The 17,182-nt window shown below is 69.3% G+C and carries 17 protein-coding genes; 7 read left to right on the forward strand and 10 right to left on the reverse strand.

All coding sequences use genetic code 11. The features are described 5' to 3' along the window. The first annotated feature begins 118 nt into the window (after window positions 1-118). Window positions 119-1,162, forward strand: a complete 1,044-nt coding sequence (gene mgrA / locus HWX03_RS14600; RefSeq protein ID WP_175871678.1) for an L-glyceraldehyde 3-phosphate reductase — start codon at window positions 119-121, stop codon at window positions 1,160-1,162. Window positions 1,163-1,268: 106 nt separating this feature from the next. Here the strand turns inward: mgrA and HWX03_RS14605 are convergent, their stop codons facing one another. Both HWX03_RS14605 and HWX03_RS14610 read right to left on the reverse strand, forming a co-directional pair. Next, the gene (locus HWX03_RS14605) at window positions 1,269-1,454 is read right to left on the reverse strand and encodes a hypothetical protein (protein ID WP_006482800.1); all 186 of its coding nucleotides are present in this window, start codon (window positions 1,452-1,454) and stop codon (window positions 1,269-1,271) included. Window positions 1,455-1,805: 351 nt separating this feature from the next. Then, window positions 1,806-2,702: a DMT family transporter gene (locus HWX03_RS14610; RefSeq protein WP_175871679.1), complete on the reverse strand. Its 897-nt coding sequence runs from the start codon at window positions 2,700-2,702 to the stop codon at window positions 1,806-1,808. 833 nt (window positions 2,703-3,535) lie between these two features. On the opposite strand from HWX03_RS14610, the gene HWX03_RS14615 reads away from it, so the two are divergent. Together HWX03_RS14615 and HWX03_RS14620 are read left to right on the forward strand one after the other, a co-directional pair. Further along, window positions 3,536-3,748, forward strand: a complete 213-nt coding sequence (locus HWX03_RS14615) for a hypothetical protein (RefSeq protein WP_174391046.1) — start codon at window positions 3,536-3,538, stop codon at window positions 3,746-3,748. A 56-nt stretch (window positions 3,749-3,804) separates the two neighbouring features. After that, window positions 3,805-4,827 carry a serine/threonine protein kinase gene (locus tag HWX03_RS14620; protein ID WP_175871680.1) on the forward strand — a complete coding sequence of 341 codons (1,023 nt, stop codon included), beginning with the start codon at window positions 3,805-3,807 and terminating at the stop codon, window positions 4,825-4,827. An 81-nt stretch (window positions 4,828-4,908) separates the two neighbouring features. Here HWX03_RS14620 and HWX03_RS14625 read toward each other — a convergent pair whose 3' ends face one another. Continuing rightward, window positions 4,909-6,351 carry a coniferyl aldehyde dehydrogenase gene (locus HWX03_RS14625; protein WP_175871681.1) on the reverse strand — a complete coding sequence of 481 codons (1,443 nt, stop codon included), beginning with the start codon at window positions 6,349-6,351 and terminating at the stop codon, window positions 4,909-4,911. Beyond that, window positions 6,348-6,917 carry a hypothetical protein gene (locus tag HWX03_RS14630; RefSeq protein WP_175871682.1) on the reverse strand — a complete coding sequence of 190 codons (570 nt, stop codon included), beginning with the start codon at window positions 6,915-6,917 and terminating at the stop codon, window positions 6,348-6,350. The genes HWX03_RS14625 and HWX03_RS14630 overlap by 4 nt, the downstream gene beginning before the upstream one ends. Before the next feature lie 159 nt (window positions 6,918-7,076). Between HWX03_RS14630 and HWX03_RS14635 the strand changes: the two genes are divergently transcribed. Further along, window positions 7,077-8,717 (forward strand): GMC family oxidoreductase N-terminal domain-containing protein, encoded by a 1,641-nt coding sequence (locus tag HWX03_RS14635; RefSeq protein WP_175871683.1) that lies wholly within the window; start codon window positions 7,077-7,079, stop codon window positions 8,715-8,717. A gap of 27 nt (window positions 8,718-8,744) precedes the next feature. Here the strand turns inward: HWX03_RS14635 and HWX03_RS14640 are convergent, their stop codons facing one another. Genes HWX03_RS14640 through fliF form a run of 6 tightly spaced genes read right to left on the reverse strand, consistent with a single transcriptional unit; the run spans window position 8,745 to window position 15,546 of the window. Continuing rightward, a complete protein-coding gene (locus tag HWX03_RS14640; protein ID WP_175871684.1) occupies window positions 8,745-10,091 on the reverse strand; it encodes a flagellar hook-length control protein FliK in 1,347 nt (448 codons plus the stop codon). A gap of 31 nt (window positions 10,092-10,122) precedes the next feature. Then, window positions 10,123-10,581, reverse strand: a complete 459-nt coding sequence (fliJ, locus tag HWX03_RS14645) for a flagellar export protein FliJ (protein WP_175871685.1) — start codon at window positions 10,579-10,581, stop codon at window positions 10,123-10,125. A gap of 5 nt (window positions 10,582-10,586) precedes the next feature. After that, window positions 10,587-12,128 (reverse strand): flagellar protein export ATPase FliI, encoded by a 1,542-nt coding sequence (fliI, locus tag HWX03_RS14650; RefSeq protein ID WP_175822983.1) that lies wholly within the window; start codon window positions 12,126-12,128, stop codon window positions 10,587-10,589. Continuing rightward, entirely contained in the window at window positions 12,122-12,805 is a 684-nt protein-coding gene (gene fliH, locus HWX03_RS14655) for a flagellar assembly protein FliH (RefSeq protein WP_174391053.1), read from the reverse strand. Before fliH ends, fliI begins: the two co-directional genes overlap by 7 nt. Next, the gene (gene fliG / locus HWX03_RS14660) at window positions 12,798-13,793 is read right to left on the reverse strand and encodes a flagellar motor switch protein FliG (protein ID WP_174391054.1); all 996 of its coding nucleotides are present in this window, start codon (window positions 13,791-13,793) and stop codon (window positions 12,798-12,800) included. Before fliG ends, fliH begins: the two co-directional genes overlap by 8 nt. Continuing rightward, entirely contained in the window at window positions 13,783-15,546 is a 1,764-nt protein-coding gene (gene fliF / locus HWX03_RS14665) for a flagellar basal-body MS-ring/collar protein FliF (protein ID WP_175871686.1), read from the reverse strand. The genes fliG and fliF overlap by 11 nt, the downstream gene beginning before the upstream one ends. 248 nt (window positions 15,547-15,794) lie before the next feature. On the opposite strand from fliF, the gene fliE reads away from it, so the two are divergent. From fliE to HWX03_RS14680, 3 genes are all read left to right on the forward strand, one after another. Then, complete coding sequence (gene fliE, locus HWX03_RS14670; protein WP_006486991.1) at window positions 15,795-16,139, forward strand: flagellar hook-basal body complex protein FliE; 345 nt, start codon at window positions 15,795-15,797, stop codon at window positions 16,137-16,139. Window positions 16,140-16,413: 274 nt separating this feature from the next. Further along, on the forward strand, window positions 16,414-16,848 hold the full coding sequence (gene fliS / locus HWX03_RS14675; RefSeq protein WP_174434737.1) for a flagellar export chaperone FliS: 435 nt from the start codon (window positions 16,414-16,416) through the stop codon (window positions 16,846-16,848). Next, window positions 16,845-17,177, forward strand: a complete 333-nt coding sequence (locus HWX03_RS14680) for a flagellar protein FliT (protein ID WP_175871687.1) — start codon at window positions 16,845-16,847, stop codon at window positions 17,175-17,177. The genes fliS and HWX03_RS14680 overlap by 4 nt, the downstream gene beginning before the upstream one ends. The last annotated feature ends 5 nt before the right edge of the window (window positions 17,178-17,182 follow it).

The following is a 17,182-nucleotide window of genomic DNA, read 5'->3' on the forward strand; positions in this document are numbered from 1 at the left end:
CCGTGCGCGATCCGGCCGCTTTCGCTACCATAGTCGTCGTATGACTCCTTCGCCGCCGTCGCGCCATGTGCGCGGCAGGCGCGCGTCCCTTCCCCCGATGTCCTGACGGAACCGACTCATGGCCTACGAAGCAGCTTCCGAACGTTATGCCGGCATGCAATACCGCACCTGCGGCAAATCCGGGCTCAAACTGCCCGCCCTGTCGCTTGGCCTGTGGCACAACTTCGGCGATTCGACGCCGATCGAGACGCAGCGCGAGATCCTGCGCACCGCGTTCGACCTCGGCATCAACCACTTCGACCTCGCGAACAACTACGGGCCGCCGTACGGCAGCGCCGAAATCAACTTCGGCCGGCTGCTGAAGGAGGATTTCCGGCCGTATCGCGACGAGCTGCTGATCTCGACGAAGGCCGGCTGGGACATGTGGCCGGGGCCGTACGGCAGCGGCGGCGGATCGCGCAAGTACGTGCTCGCGAGTCTCGACCAGAGCCTGCAGCGGATGGGTCTCGACTACGTCGACATCTTCTATTCGCACCGCTTCGACGCGCACACGCCGCTCGAGGAAACGGCGGGCGCGCTGGCCGCGGCCGTGCAGCAGGGCAAGGCGCTCTATATCGGTATCTCGTCGTATTCGGCCGCGAAGACGCGTGAGATGGCCGAGCTGCTCGCGCAATACAAGGTGCCGCTGCTGATTCACCAGCCGTCGTACAACCTGCTGAACCGCTGGATCGAGAACGACCTGCTCGGCACGCTCGACGACGTCGGCGCGGGCAGCATCGCGTTCACGCCGCTCGCGCAGGGCTTGCTGACGTCGAAGTACCTGAATGGCGTGCCGGCCGACGCGCGCGTGAACAAGCCGGGCGGCGGCTCGCTGAAGCAGGATCACCTGAGCGCGGACAACCTCGAGCATGTGCGCAAGCTCAACGCGATCGCCGAGCGGCGCGGGCAGAGCCTGGCGCAGATGGCGCTGGCGTGGGTGCTGCGCAACGGCCGCGTGACGTCCGCGCTGATCGGCGCGAGCCGGGCGGAGCAGGTGCGCGAGAACGTCGGCGCATTGAAGAACCTCGAATTCTCGGCGGAGGAACTCGCGGAGATCGATCGTTACGCGACGGAAGGCGGCATCAATCTGTGGGAAAAGCCGTCCACGGATCAGGCGATCTGACCGGAAGTCGATACGGCATGCGAAACATCGCGTGCCGTATCGCGGCTCGCGGGCAGTCCGTCGCCTCGCTGCGGTGCAGCGACGCACGTCACGCGCGGGCGCGGCGCTAGATCAGCGCAGGCAGGCCTTCAACGAGCAACACCGCGACGCCGACGCCGAGAATGACGCCGAGTACGCGCAGCAGATTGTGACGGAATTGGGTAGCGCACGGCACCGCGCCGAGAAATAGCGCTCCGGCCAGCGCCATCGGAATCAGCAGGATGAAGTCGCCGATCGTGAAATAGGTCGTCATGCGTGTCTCCAGTGTCGGCCGAAGTGGGCGCTTCAGCGCTTGCCTGGGCTCCATCCTCGCGGGATGTCGGCCGAAGTCGGCACGCGTGCGCTCACCCCGGTCCCATGCCGGGTTTCTATTGTGGGTCCGGCCCGTTGCGTGCAGGCCGGTCCATTCGAGTATAGGCAACCGGCAGCGTTTTTCGCTATCCGAACCATTAAAAATCAGCGGAAAGCCCCGGGAATCACGCGTCTTTCGTGCAACCAAGACGAACGCCTTGCACGTATCTTTCCCGTTCCTTTCGATTTTCGCGGAATCGTCGTATGTGTCCGATGCGGGCCGCCGCACCCGCGGGCGCGGCGGCCCGCCCGTTCAGGCGCGGTCGGGTTGCGGGCGGCCGGCCGGCGCGCGGAATACGAGCGCGAGCCCGGCGATGATCGCGCCCATGCCGGCGAGCGCGAGCGGCTCGGGCCGGTTGCCGAGCCACACGGCATCCATCAGCGTGGTGACGACGGGCACGAGATAGAACAGGCTCGTCACGTTGACGAGATCGCCGCGCTGCATCAACCGGTAGAACAGCAGTTGCGCGATCACCGAAATCACGATGCCGAGCCACAGCAGCGGCACGACGAACGCCCAGCTCAGGTCGAACGACACCGGCCGGAACGGCACAATCGCGACGCACAGCGCGAGGCCGATCGCATTCTGCAGCGGCAGCACGTCGGCGGGCGCCGCACGCACGCGCTTTTGCAGCAGCGAGCCGACGGTCAGTGCGACGAGCGCCGTGAGCGCGCATGCGATGCCGGCGGCCGACAGGCCGCCTCTACCGTCGCTTATGCCGCTCACGCCACGGCCGACGACGAGCGCGAGGCCGCTGAGCGACAGCGCGAGCCCCGCGATGCGCACCGGCTGCCAGCGCCGCTCGACGAGCGCGAGCGTGAGGATCGGCTGCACGCCGAGGATCGTCGCGAGCACGCCGGGTGCGATGCCGCGCTCGAGCGCGAGCAGGTAGAAGATCGAATAGCCGCCCATCATCAGCAAGCCGGTCAGCGCGGCCATGCGCCGCTCGCCGCGCGGCGGCAGCCAGCGCTTGCGCATGAAGGCCAGCGCGAGCAGCACGAGCGACGCGAGCGCGAAACGGGCAGTGAGAAAGGCGAACGCGGAGGCGTGACGCAGACCGAGTTCAGCGAAGATCGCGCCGCTGCTCCACAGCAGCACGAAGAGCGACGTCGCGCCATGCGCGGCAAGCGCGCGTTTGAACGAAACCATGTGAATCCACCTGTCGAACGGATCGAAACGTTCCATCCGCGCGCGCGGCAACGTGCCGTGCGTCACGACGCACGCAGCTACAGCCAACGGGGCGAATGGAAGACGAAAACGGAAGCCGGCCGGTCAGCCGGCGTGTGCCGCCGGCGGGGGCGGCGCAGCGCAGACGAGCGGCGGTGCGACAGGAGGAGGAAGGACCGACGGATGCACGCACGCCTGCGGCCGCGAGTCGAACTGCGGCCGGGATTTGGCAAGGGCGGACGTGTGCGGATACATCGTGTCGGAATGCGGTTGAACGCGAATGAAAGCTTAAGGTACCGCAAGGCAGCCATCGAACGCAACCACTGTCGGCGGCTGCGCATCGCGGGCGATCGGTGGCGTCGAAGCGGGTCGACGCCGGGCGCACCGGCCGGTGCGTACGCAAGCATTCGACGAACGGTGAAAAGCGTTCGGGGTGCGACGCGTGCGAGGTGGTGTCAGCCGCGGTCGCGGCGCGTGTTCCGACGATCCCGCACGGGCAAGGCGAAGCGGTACGCGCGTTGCGTCAATCACGTGCCAGTCACGTGCGCGCGGCGGCGCCGGGCGGATTCGGTGGGCAGTCACATTCGACAGGGTATGATGGGGGTAACCGGACGGGCAAGTACGTGCCCGGCGCAGTGGTTGATTGGAGACATTCGACGAATTCGCGGCACTTCGCCTGCTTCTTCTTCTTTTCGCGCTTCGATAAACCGTGAACAATGGGATCACGCGCAACGCTCCGCCGAGAGCAGTGCGGATCGTGCATTTGCCGGCTCGCCAGCGGGCCGGGTTTCAAGATTCAAGAGTGGGGAACCATCATGCATATCGGGTCGATTGTCTGCACTACCCATCTCGCGGTGCCGAAGGGCGCGCGCGGCATCGTCCAGCGCATCCTGGGCGACATGGCCATGGTGACCTGGTACGCGGGCGTGCCGGGTGAGTCGAAAGAACTCAACACCGAGCCGTTCTTTCTCGAGGATCTGATCGACACCGGCGAATCCGTCCTGCCGGCCGGCGCGGCGCTTCACTAAGCGGGCATCGCACCGGACGCTCGTCTTTCGGTCCGGCTGGCGGCACAATGCGGGGCATGACAGACGCCACTTCCGCTCCCGCTTCTCCCGCCAGCCCGCCGTTCGCCGGCCTCACGCCCGAGTGCGTGCTCGACGCGCTCGACAGCGTGCTGATGCCGGCCGGCCTGCGCACCGACGGGCGCCTGCTCGCCCTCAACAGCTACGAAAACCGCGTCTACCAGGTCGGTATCGAAGACGGCCCGCCGGTCGTCGCGAAGTTCTATCGCCCGGCGCGCTGGTCGGACGACGCGATTCTCGAAGAACATGCGTTCGTCGCCGAACTCGCCGCGCGCGAGATTCCGGTGGTGCCGGCGCGACCCTTCGACGGCCGCACGCTGCACGCGTTCGACGGTTTCCGCTTCTCGATCTTCGAGCGGCGCGGCGGCCGCGCACCCGATCTCGACCGCAGCGACACGCTCGAATGGCTCGGCCGCTTCATCGGCCGCATTCATGCGGTCGGCGCGACGCAGCCGTATGTCGCGCGTCCCGCGCTCGACATCAATACGTTCGGCTACGAGCCGCGCGATTATCTGCTCGCGCACGATTTCATTCCGGATGACGTAAGACCGGCGTACGCGACCGCGGTCGCACTCGCGCTCGAAGGCGTCGAGGCTGCGTTCGAGCGCGCCGGCGAGCTTCGCCTGCTGCGCACGCACGGCGACTGTCATCCGAGCAACGTGCTGTGGACCGATGCCGGCCCGCATTTCGTCGACTTCGACGACAGCCGGATGGCGCCGGCCGTGCAGGATCTGTGGCTGCTGCTGCCCGGCGATCGCGAAGGCGCGTCGCGCGCGCTGGCGGACCTGCTCGCGGGCTACGAGGATTTCTGCGAATTCGAGCCGCGCGAGCTGCATCTGGTCGAAGCGCTGCGTACGCTAAGGTTGATCCACTACGCGGCGTGGCTCGCGCGGCGCTGGGACGACCCCGCGTTTCCGGCCGCCTTCCCGTGGTTCAACACGCATCGTTACTGGGAAGCGCGCGTGCTCGAATTGCGCGAGCAGATCGGCGCGATGCAGGAAGGGCCGCTCTGGCCGGTGTGACGGCTGCGTGCGCGGCATGGATGCCGCGCGGCAGGCTTGCTATTGCCGGGGCCGCGGCGCAACGCGTGCGGCCCGGCCGGCTCAGAACGTCAGCATCAGCTTGATCAGCGCGGCGAAGCGCTTGCCGTACGGCGGCGCGAGCAGGTTGCGTGCGTTCAGCCGCGCCTGCGTGAGCACCGGCTTCATCTTCGAGAACGTCACGAAGCCGTCGTAGCCGTGATACGCGCCCATGCCGCTCGCACCGACGCCGCCGAACGGCAAACTGCCGCACGCGATGTGCATCAGCGTTTCGTTGATCGATACGCCGCCCGAGACCGTTTCGCGCATCACGCGGTCGATCGTGCCGCCATCCTCGTCGAACAGGTACAACGCGAGCGGACGCGGGCGCGCATTGACGTACGCGATCGCTTCGTCGAGCCGCTCGTACGGCACGAGCGGCAGCAGCGGCCCGAAGATTTCCTCCTGCATCAGTGGCGACGCGGCCGGCACCTGCGTGACCGCGCACGGCACGAAGCGGCGCGACGCGGGATCGGACTGCGTGTCGGACAACGGATGCAACTGCGCACCGGCCGCCTGCGCGTCGCTCGCAAGTTGCTGCAGGCGCGCGTAGTGACGCGGCGACACGATCGTCGTGTAGTCGCCGTTGGCCGACAGGTCCGGATACAGCTTCGCGAAGCGGGTCCGCGCGCGTTCGATGAACGCGCCTTCCATCCCGCGCGGCAGCAGCACGTAGTCGGGCGCGATGCAGGTCTGGCCTGCGTTCAGCGTCTTGCCGGCGACGATCGCGTCGACGGCCGCGTCGAAGCGCGCATTCGGGCCGACGATCGCCGGCGACTTGCCGCCGAGTTCGAGCGTGACGGGCGTGAGGTGGTCGGCGGCTGCGCGCATCACGTGACGGCCGACCTGCGTCGAGCCGGTGAACAGCAGATGGTCGAACGGCAGCGCGCTGAACGCGGCGCCGACCTCCGCGTCGCCGTTCACGACCGCGACGTGGTCGCGCGTGAAGGTCTTGCCGATGAGCTGCTCGAACAGCGCCGACGTGCGCGGCGTCAGTTCGGACATCTTGATGATCGCGCGGTTGCCGGCGGCGAGCGCGCAGATCAGCGGGCCCGCCGCGAGCAGCACCGGGTAGTTCCACGGCACGACGATGCCGACCACGCCGAGCGGTTGCGGGATCACCTTCGCGCGCGCCGGGCGCAGCCACTTGTTCATCGGCTTGCGGATCGGCTTCATCCAGCGCTTGCCGTGCTTCAGCGCGTCGTCGATCTCTTCCTTCGCCATCCAGATTTCCGACAGCAGCACTTCCTGCTTCGCGCGATGGCCGAAATCGGCGCTGATCGCGTCGGCGAGCGCATCCGCGTGGTCGATCAGCATCGTGCGCAGCGCGCGCAGGTACTGCGCACGCGTGTCCCATGCCGGGTACGGTGCGCGCAGGTACGCCGCGCGCTGGTCGTGCAGCAGCGACGTCAGCGCATCGACCGACGGCAGTGCTTGCGGGGCCAGTTCGGGCAGGTCGTTCTTCATGTCGTCTCCTCCAGTTGGGCCTGGCCGATCGGCCGGCCGTCACGCCGCACGCGCACGCTCGGCGAGCGCGGCGACGCGGATCGGGTGATGCGTGTCGCGCGGCGCGGGGCCGGACGCGACGGGTGCTCGAAAACCGGTTGCGGCATGCGGCAGGCGTCGTATCCGCGCGACGGTGTCCGCGTTCGAAAATCGTGCCGCACGGCCTGCGCGCACGACCCGATACGGTGACGAGCGGGCACGCGATGCCGTCTTGCGATCGTCTGCCGGTGCACCGCAGCAGGACAGCGCGACGGGTACGCGACGGCGGGTCGCCGCGCATCGTGCGGCGGCGGCGACACACCGTCCAAACGGTCGGCGACGACACGCGCCGTTCGATTTCGATCGACCGCGCGCATGACGCCGTGCATCGTCGCGCAGGCCGCCGTTTGAAATGAAATGCGGGCCGCGCGCGTGAACTCCGGATCACCCGGTCGGCACGCGGCCTGCAGAATCCGGCGCTGCATCGTCGTTCCTCCCGTTTCGCGACGAATCGGCTTCTCGTGGCCGGTGCATCGCGCGAAACGCATCGGTACATCTTAAATTTAGTTCACGCGGGCGTTTAGAGGAATCGCTCTTGAATCCGCGCGCCGCGCACGGGACGGCCATTCCTACAATGCCCGAACACAAGAGGGGACGCGGTCGCGCGGCGGTGCCGGGCGCCATCCATGACACGACGGAGACGTGACATGCAATACGACTACATCATCGTCGGCGGCGGTTCGGGCGGCTCGAGCCTCGCCGGCCGTCTCGCCGATGCCTGCCCCGATGCGACGATCGCGCTGATCGAGGCCGGCTCGCATACGGAGCGCAACCTGCTCGTCAACATGCCGGTCGGCATTGCGGCGCTGGTGCCGTTCAAGCTCGGCACGAACTATGGTTACGAGACGGTGCCGCAGCCGGGCCTCGGCGGGCGGCGCGGTTACCAGCCGCGCGGGCGCGGGATGGGCGGCTCGAGCGCGATCAACGCGATGATCTACACGCGCGGCCACCCGGGCGACTACGACGAGTGGGCGCAGCTCGGCGCGACGGGCTGGGGCTGGCAGGACGTGCTGCCGTATTTCCGCCGCGCGGAAGGCAACGAGCGCGGCGCCGACGCGTGGCACGGCGCGGACGGCCCGCTGTCGGTGTCGGATCTGCGCTTTCGCAATCCGTTCTCCGAACGATTCATCCAGGCCGCGCATGCGGCCGGTTATCCGCTGAACGACGACTTCAACGGCGCGACGCAGGAAGGCGTCGGCTTCTATCAGGTCACGCATCGCGACGGCTCGCGCTGTAGCGTGGCGCGCGCGTATATCTACGGCCGCAACCGGCCGAACCTGCACGTGGTCCCCGATGCGACGGTGCTGCGCGTCGGCTTCGACGGCAAGCGCGCGGTCGGCGTCGTCGCGTCGCGCAACGGGCGGGTCGAGACGCTCGGCGCGCGCGCGGAAGTGATCCTGTCGGCCGGCGCGTTCAATTCGCCGCAACTGCTGATGTGTTCCGGGATCGGCCCGGCGGAGCAGTTGCGTCGGCACGGGATCGCGGTCGTGCAGGATGCACCGGACGTCGGCACCAACCTGATCGACCACATCGACTTCATCATCAACACGCGCGTGAATTCGTCGGAGCTGGTCGGCGTGTGCCTGCGCGGCATCGCGAAGATGACGCCGGCGCTCGCGCGCTATTTCTCGAGCCGCACGGGGATGATGACGAGCAACGTCGCGGAGGCCGGCGGCTTCATCAAGAGCGATCCGTCGCTCGAGCGGCCCGACCTGCAACTGCATTTCTGCACGGCGCTCGTCGACGATCACAACCGCAAGATGCACTGGGGGTTCGGCTATTCGCTGCACGTGTGCGCGCTGCGGCCGTTCAGCCGCGGCACGGTCGCGCTCGCGAGCGGCGATGCGCGCGACGCGCCGCTGATCGATCCGCGCTTCTTCAGCGATTCACGCGACCTCGACCTGCTGGTGCGCGGCACGCAGGCGATGCGCCGCATCCTGTCGCAGGCGCCGCTCGCGTCGCAGGGCGGGCGCGAGCTGTACACGCGGCCGGACCAGAGCGAAGCGGAGCTGCGCGCGACGATCGTCGAGCATGCGGACACGATCTATCACCCGGTCGGCACCTGCCGGATGGGCGCCGATGCGCGCGCGGTCGTCGATCCGCAACTGCGCGTGCGTGGCGTCGACGGGTTGCGGGTGGTGGATGCGTCGGTGATGCCGACGCTGATCGGCGGGAACACGAATGCGCCGTCGGTGATGATCGGCGAACGCGCGGCGGACTTCATCGTCGCGGCGCGCCGGGGCGGCGTGCCGCGCGGCGAGGCGGCTGCCGCGGTGCACGGCCGCTAGACGCGGCGCGCACGGCAGCGGCCATGCTCAGGCAAACGTATCGACGAGGCCGGCGCGGCTCGCGCGCGCGGCGACCGGTGCGGATTGCGCGGCGTCGGCGGGTGCATCGACGGCTGACGGTCCGCCGTTCCCACGTCGCGACGACTGGCCGCCGGCGAAGGTTTGCTGCGGGTTTTGCTGCTGTTGCTGCGAAGCGAGGCCGCCGTCGCTGACGGTCGCGCTGCCGAGCCCGAGCCCGCCCGCTTCCATCGCCTCGCGCAGCTTCGGCAGCGCGGCTTCGACCGCGTCGCGCACCTGCGCGTGCTGCGACACGAAGAGTGCGTGCGCGTGGTTGTCCGCGACGCGCAGCACGACCTGCAGCGGGCCGAGATCGGGCGGGTTGAGCGTCAGCTCGGCGCTCTGCTGATGCGCATTCGACAGGAACACGACCTTCTGACTCAGGGCATCCGTCCAGTCGGCCGTGCCGACGTGCGGTGCGAGCACGTGTGCGTTGGCGGCGGCGATCGCCCCGGCGGCCGGCGACAGTTGCAGGTTCGCCTGCGCGGCGGCGGCAGCCGTGGCGCCGGCCGCGAGCGTCGCGCTGGCGGCCGGGTCCGTCGCGTTGCTGGCCGCCGTGAGCGCGTGCTGGGCACCGGACTGCGCGTTCGCGTCGGCCTGTAGCGTCTGCGCCGTGATCTGAGTCGGCGTCTGCTGGGTGGCGAGCGCGCCTTTCGCGTCGGCGAGCGTGCGGTCGAACGTCGGCACTTTCGGCGTCAGCGGCGCGGTGGCGTTCGACGCGGTCGCGGCCGGCGCCGTCGGCGTGGCGGCGGCAGCCGTGCCGGTCGCAGGCATCGCGATCGCGCCCGCGCCGCCCGTCAGCTTGGCGAGCGCCGCTTGCAGCGCGTCGCGGCTCGATGCCGGGTCGGTCGGCTGGGCGGCCGCGTCCTGGGGGGCATGGTTGGCGAGCGTCGCCGTGGCGTCCGGCTGGCCGGACACGGCCGTCTTTTGCGCAGTGGCAGCGGCAGCAGCGGTCGCCGCGTCGGCCGGCGTCGCATGGTCCGCGCGCGCCTGCAGTTGCACCTGCACGGCGGCAGCGGCCGCGAGCGCTGCGGCGTCGGGGTTGGCGGCGGCGTTCGCGGTCGTGTCGTCGGTCGCGTCGTCTTTGTCGTCCGTGCCGGACGGCTTCGACGCAGCCTGTTTGGTCGACACGTCCGGCGTACCGGCATTGGCCGTATCGCCACGCGTGGCGACGCTTTGCTTCAGCGTCTGTGCGAACGGCACGGCGCTCGTGGCGGCCGACGCATCGTTGGCGGCGGACGCACCCGAGCCGCGGGCGGCCTTGAGTGCGGCGCCGGCGGTGTCGAGCAGCGCACCGAGCAGGGGCAGGGGAGGCATGACGGTTCTCTCGTTCGAATGCGGTGGTCGGTTACGACGAACGGGCCGCATCGGCCCGCATGCGCAGGATCTTCGCGGCGTGTTCGTCGGCGTCGCGCTGTTCGCGCCGGGCCTCGCGCGTCGCTTCCTGCGCGACGCCGCGCGCCTGCAGGATTTCATACGAGCCGACGGTACGTTTCTTCTGCTGCCAGTTCGGGCGCGCCTCGTCGATGCGGACGTCGGCCGCGGCGAGCACGGTGCGCTGCTGTGCGATCGCGGCATCGAGCGTGTCGATGAACGCCTGGAAATTGCGCCAGTTGCCGGCCGGCATCCCGCTCTGCGCGGATTGCGCGAAGCGCGCGTGATATTCGTCGCGATAGCGCAGCAGCGCGTCGAGCTGTTCGACCGCCGCGGTGCGGTCGCGCTGCGCGGTGCCGAGCTGCTTCGCGGCCGAATCGAGGTCTTCCTGCGCGCGGTCGAGCAGCAGCTGAAGGGGAAAGCCGTGGGCCATCGGGATCAGCCTCCGTAAGCGTCGAACAGCGCATCGAGCGCAGTGAGGCTCGATGCGAACGGCGCGCATTCGCGAAAGCCCTGCTGCAGGAACGCCTCGATGCGCGGGTAGAGCGCGATCGCGCGGTCGAGCTGCGCGTCGCGGCCGGGTGCGTAGGCGCCGACCGCGATCAGGTCGCGATTGCGCTGGTAGCGCGACAGCATCTGCTTGAACTGCCGCACGTGGTCGAGATGCGTTTCGTCGATCAGCGCGGTCATCGCGCGGCTGATCGACGCCTCGATGTCGATCGCCGGATAGTGGCCGGCCTCGGCGAGCGCACGCGACAGCACGATGTGGCCGTCGAGGATCGCGCGCGCCGAATCGGCGATCGGGTCCTGCTGGTCGTCGCCTTCGGTCAGCACCGTGTAGAACGCGGTGATCGAGCCGCCGCCTTCGGGTCCGTTGCCGGTGCGCTCGACGAGCGCGGGCAGCTTCGCGAACACCGACGGCGGATAGCCTTTCGTCGCGGGCGGCTCGCCGATCGCCAGCGCGATCTCGCGCTGCGCCATCGCATAGCGCGTCAGCGAATCCATCAGCAGCAGCACGTGCTTGCCCTGGTCGCGGAAATACTCGGCGAGCGACGTCGCGTACGCGGCGCCCTGCATCCGCAAGAGCGGCGACACGTCGGCCGGCGCCGCGACGACGACCGAGCGCGCGAGCCCGTCCTCGCCGAGGATCTGTTCGATGAATTCCTTCACTTCGCGGCCGCGTTCGCCGATCAGGCCGATCACGATCACTTCCGCGCTCGTGTAGCGCGCCATCGTGCCGAGCAGCACCGACTTGCCGACGCCGGAGCCGGCGAACAGGCCCATCCGCTGGCCGCGGCCGACGGTGAGCAGCGCGTTGATCGCGCGCACGCCGACGTCGAGCACGTGGTGGATCGGCTCGCGATCGAGCGGGTTGATCGACGGCGCCGACAGCGGCGCATCGACTTTCGACGCGAGCGGGCCGAGGCCGTCGAGCGGGCGGCCGGACGCATCGACGACGCGCCCGAGCATCTCCCAGCCGACCGGCAGCCGCTTCGCGCCCGCGAGCGGATCGGTGACGGGTGCGCTTTCGCGCGGCCACACGCGTGCGCCGGGCAGCACGCCGGCGACGTCGGTGGTCGGCATCAGGAACAGGCGGTCGCCGGCGAAGCCGACGACTTCGGCTTCCGCGTGCGACAGCGTGCTGCCGGGCGGCAGTTCGATCGTGCATTCGGCGCCGACCGACAGGCGCAGCCCGATCGCCTCGAGCACGAGGCCGGCCGCGCGCGTGAGGCGCCCGCACGGCCGCAGCGGCAGCGCGCGGTGGCTGCGCGCGGCGAGCCCGTTCAGGTGCGTGCGCCAGTGCGCGAGATGCGGATTGTGCGGCGCGCGCGGAGCGGCGCCGGCCGAGGCCGCTGCATGCGGCGTGGCGTCGTGGGCAGGATCGTGCGGGGCCGCCGGCCCGAACGACGCGAGCGCGAGTTCGCGTTCGAGCGGCGTCATGCCGTCGTGCGCGAGCGCGTCGGGCGAGCGCGTCACCACGTGCTCACCTTGCCGATCGCGGCGGCGACGCGCTGCCAGCGCGTGGGCAGCGTCGCGTCGACCTCGCCGGTCGCGGCATGCGCGCGGCAGCCGCCGCGCTCGATCGACGCGTCGGTGCGCACGGTCCAGCCGAGCGTGTCGAGGTCATCCTGCAGATACGCTTCGACGACGGGCAGGTCGGCCGGATTCACCGCGAGATGCGGCGCGCCGGACAGCGCGGGTTCGGCCGCGAGCACGTCGCGCACGGCGGCGACCAGCGCGGCCGGGTCGTGCTTCACGTGCTGGCGCACGACCTGCTGCGCGATGTCGAGCGCGAGCTGCGCGAGGTCGGACGCGAGATCGTGTTCGACGGCCGAGACGGCTTCGCGGAACGACGCGGCGAGCGCCGCGAGCTGCGCGGCCTGTTCGCGGGCGTCGGCCTGGCCGGCCTCGAAACCCTGTTCGCGGCCCTGCTCGAAACCGGCCTGGTAGCCGAGCGCCTGACCTTCGACGTGGCCGGCCGCATGGCCTTCGGCATGCGCGGCGTCGCGCACGCGCTGCAGTTCCTCGGCGAGCGCGGCGGCAGCGGCCGCCGCGTCGTCGGGCGGCGGCGGGGGCGGCGGCGGGTCGAACGACGCCATCTCCCACCGCTGGTACGCGGTGAGGGTGCCCACGCGATCGCTCGCCGAATCAGACATACGCGTCTTCCGCCTTGCCGCCGATCGCGATCTGGCCGCTCTCGGCGAGGTTGCGCACGATCTGCAGGATGCGGCGCTGCTGCGTCTCGACGTCGGACACGCGCACCGGGCCGCGCGCGTCGAGATCCTCGGCGAGCAGTTCGGCCGCGCGCTGCGACATGTTCGCGAGGAACTTCTGGCGCAGCGCGGGCGGCGCGCCCTTCAGCGCGACGATCAGCGTTTCCGACTCGACTTCCTTCAGCACCATCTGGATCGCGCGGTCCTCGAGGTCGAGCAGGTTCTCGAACACGAACATCTGGTCGATGATCTTCTGCGCGAGATCGGCGTCGTACTGGCGCACGCTTTCGAGCACGCCTTCCTCGTGCACGCTCGTCATGAAGTTCAGGATCTCGGCCGCGGTGCGGATGCCGCCCATCGGGCTGCGTTTCAGGTTGTCGCTGCCGGACAGCAGGCCCGTCAGCACGTCGTCGAGTTCGCGCAGCGCGGCCGGCTGGATGCCGTCGAGCGTCGCGATCCGCAGCAGCACGTCGTTACGCAGCCGTTCGGTGAAGCACGACGCGATTTCCGAGGCCTGATCGCGGTCGAGGTGCACGAGGATCGTCGCGATGATCTGCGGATGCTCGTTCTTGATCAGTTCGGCGACCGCGCCCGAATCCATCCATTTCAGGCCCTCGATGCCGCTCGTGTCGCTGCCTTGCAGGATGCGGTCGATCAGCACGCCGGCCTTGTCCTCGCCGAGCGCCTTCGTCAGCACCGAGCGGATGTACTCGCTCGAATCGAGCGACAGCGCGGTGTGCTGCTCGGCTTCCTTCACGAACTCCTGCAGCACGTCCTCGACCTGCTCGCGCGTGACGTTCTTCAGCGCGGCCATCGCGGCGCCGATCTTCTGGACCTCGCGCGGCGCGAGGAACTTGAATACCTGCGCGGCCTCTTCCTCGCCGATCGACATCAGCAGCAGCGCGCTCTTGGTCAAGCCTTCAGCGTTCATCGGACACCCAGTTCTTCACGACGGTGGCGACGATCTTCGGATCCTGGCGGGCGATCGTGCGCGCGTAGTCGAGGTTGCGTTCGTAGCGGTGCTTCTCGTTTTCGAAGCCGAGCAGCAGCGGATCGGCTTCCTCCGCCGCCTTGTCCGGTGCCGGCAGGCCGTCGAGCGCGACCACATCGTCCGGCGCCGCGAGCGCCGGTGCGGCCGGCTCGGGCGGCGGGAACGCGCGGCGCATCGCCGGGCGCACGAACATGAAGTAGAGCGCGGCCGCGGCCGCCGCGATGCCGAGCCACTTCGCGGCTTCCTTCGCCATCGCGATCATGTCGGGCTGGCGCCACCACGGCAGGTCGGCGTACGGGTCGCTCACGGTCGAGAACGCGCTGTTCACGACGTTCACCGAGTCGCCGCGCTTCGCGTCGTAGCCCATCGCGTCCTTCACGAGCTGTTCGACCTGCGCGAGCTTCGCGGGCGGCAGCGGCTGCATCGTCACGTGGCCCTTCGCGTCGGCGATCGGCTGGTAGTTGACGACGACCGCGACCGACAGCCGCTTCACGCTGCCCATCGGCTGTTCGGTATGGCGGATCGTCTTGTCGAGCTCGTAGTTGGTCGTCTGGTCCTTGCGGTCGCTGACCGGGGTGGTCTGCGGCGCGTTCTGGCCGTTGCCGGCGACGATCGGCGCGGAAGCCGGCTGCGGCGGCGTGTTCGACAGCGCGCCCGGCACGCCCGACGCGCCGCCCTGCGCGAGTTCGGTCGCGCTGCTGGTCTGCTGGCTGCGGATCGCGGATTGCTGCGGATTGCCGTTCGGGCCGTAGCTTTCCGACGTCTGCTCGATCTTCGAGAAATCGAGATCCGCGCTGACCTGCGAGCGCGCGTTGCCGGCGCCGAAGATCGGCGCGAGGATCGCGTCGATGCGCTTCTGCGTGTTGTGCTCGACCTGCTGCACGTACTTGAGCTGGCTCGCGTCGAGGCCGGACGCGGACGCGGTCTGGGTCAGCAGGTTGCCGTCCTGGTCGACGATCGTCACGTTCTTGGCCGGCATGTCGGGCACGCCGGACGACACCATCCGCGTGATCGCCTGCACCTGGCCCTCGTCGAGCACGCGGCCCGGGTAGAGGTCGACGAACACCGACGCGCTCGGCGCTTCCTTGTCGCGCACGAACACCGACGGCTTCGGGATCGCGAGATGCACGCGCGCGCCGCGCACGGCATTGATCGATTCGATGGTGCGCTGCAGCTCGCCTTCGAGCGCGCGCTGGTAGTTGATCTGCTCGGCGAACTGGCTGATGCCGAATTTCTGGTTGTCCATCAGCTCGAAGCCGACCGAGCCGCCCTTCGGCAGCCCCAGCGCGGCGAGCTTCAGGCGCGTTTCGTGCACCTGGTTCGACGGCACGAGGATCGCGCCGCCGGCATCGGCGAACTTGTAGGGAACGTTTGCCTGCTGGAGCGCGGCGATGATCGCGCCGCCGTCGCGGTCCGACAGGTTGCTGTACAGCACGCGGTAGTCGGGCGCCCGGCTCCACAGCACGAGCGCGGTGATCGCGGCGATCGCGAACGCGACGGCGATCACGAACGGCAGCTTCGGGTTGCCCTTCATCCGCGAGATGCCGGGAATGCGTTCGGCGAAGCCGCCCAGCCCGAAGTCCGCGCCTGCGCCGCCCGCGCCCGGCAACGCGGCGGCCGCGGCGGCGCCGGGCGCCGGGCTGAGGCCCGCGCGGGCGTCTGGGTTGATCAGCGAGTTGGCCTGCGAATCCATGCGTCGAGTTTCTCCGGAGCGGGACGACTGAGCTCGCTCGGACGAGCGGGCGGACAATGACACGATGTGATTATCGTGACCCGCGGCGTACTCCGATCGACCGAAAAGAGCGGGGTTTCCCCCGTACTTTCTCGGCTTTGACGCGCGCCGCGCTGCTATCCTTTTTCGCGATCCGGCATGGTGCGCGTGGTGCGGCGCCGGCGGATCACCCGGTGCGTCCGGGTCTCTTCTCTATGTCTGGGGGCAGCATGACTGCGAACGTCAGCGGAATCGGTTCGGTGTTGCAACAGATGCAGTCGATGGCCGCGCAGGCGTCCGGCGGCGTCGCGAGCCCGACGGCGGCGCTGGCCGGCTCGGGTGCGGCGACGGCCGGCACGTTCGCGAGCGCGATGAAGGCGTCGCTCGACAAGATCAGCGGCGACCAGCAGCACGCGCTCGGCGAGGCGAAGGCGTTCGAGGTCGGCGCGCCGAACATCTCGCTGAACGACGTGATGGTCGACATGCAGAAAGCCAATATCGGCTTCCAGTTCGGGCTCCAGGTCCGCAACAAGCTAGTGAGCGCTTACAACGACATCATGCAGATGTCGGTGTGAGGGGACGGGCATCCGGGGGCGGCCATCCGACGACGGGCATCCGGGGACGGCTATCCGGCGACGGGCATCCGGCGACGGGCATCCAGGGACGGGCATCAGGGGGGCGGTTCGGCGCGTGCAGAACGGGGCCGGCGAGCCGGCATCGCTTGCCCGGCGGCAGCCGCCGCGCACCTAAAGCTTTTCAAATCCCTTCCGATAACTCCGGTGAAGGCCGCGCCGTGCGACGCACGGCAGCGGCTCCCGACTAGCCAAGGCAAATAACAAGGAGAAGCGCATGTTTTCCCCAGGACACGCTGGAGCCAGTGCGTACGCGCGTGTCGGCGTCGAGACCGGGGTGATGGGCGCCTCCCCGCACCGGCTGATCGCGATGCTGTACCAGGGCGCGCGGCAGGCGATCGCGCTGGCGCGCATGCATTTGCAGCAGGACAACGTAGCCGGGCGCGGCGAAGCGATCGGCAAGGCGATCCGGATCGTCGAGAGCGGCCTGCAGGCGTCGTTGAACCGCGACGCGGGCGGCGAGATCGCCGACCGGCTCCATGCGCTGTATGCGTATATCGGCCGGCGCCTGCTGGAAGCGAACGCGCAGGCGAGCGACGCGATGCTGGTCGAGGTCGACGGCTTGCTCGCGACGCTCGAGGAAGCATGGACGGGCATCGCCCCGGAAGTCGCGCGGATGGCTGCGCAACAGGTAGCGGAAGCATCACGATGAATCACAAGGCCGAATACTTCGAGCTTTACGAGGCGCTCGCCGCCGTGTCGGGCCGGATGCTGTGCGCCGCGCGCGGCGCCGACTGGAACGCGTTGCCGGGGTTGCAGGCCGAATTCATGCAGCTCGTCGACGGGTTGAAGGAGGCCGATCCGGGCGTCGCGCTCGACGAATCGGATCTCGGCCGCAAGCTCGACCTGATCCGCCGCATCCTGGCCGACGACGCCGCGATCCGCGATCTCGCGAGCCCGGACGTCGCGCGGCTGTCCGCGCTGTTCGAGGCGCGGCGCTCGACCCAGGTATTGACCGATCTGTACCGCGCGCGCGGGTAGTGCCG

This window comes from Burkholderia sp. BCC0397 (assembly GCF_902832865.1).
Taxonomy (GTDB): Bacteria; Pseudomonadota; Gammaproteobacteria; order Burkholderiales; family Burkholderiaceae; genus Burkholderia.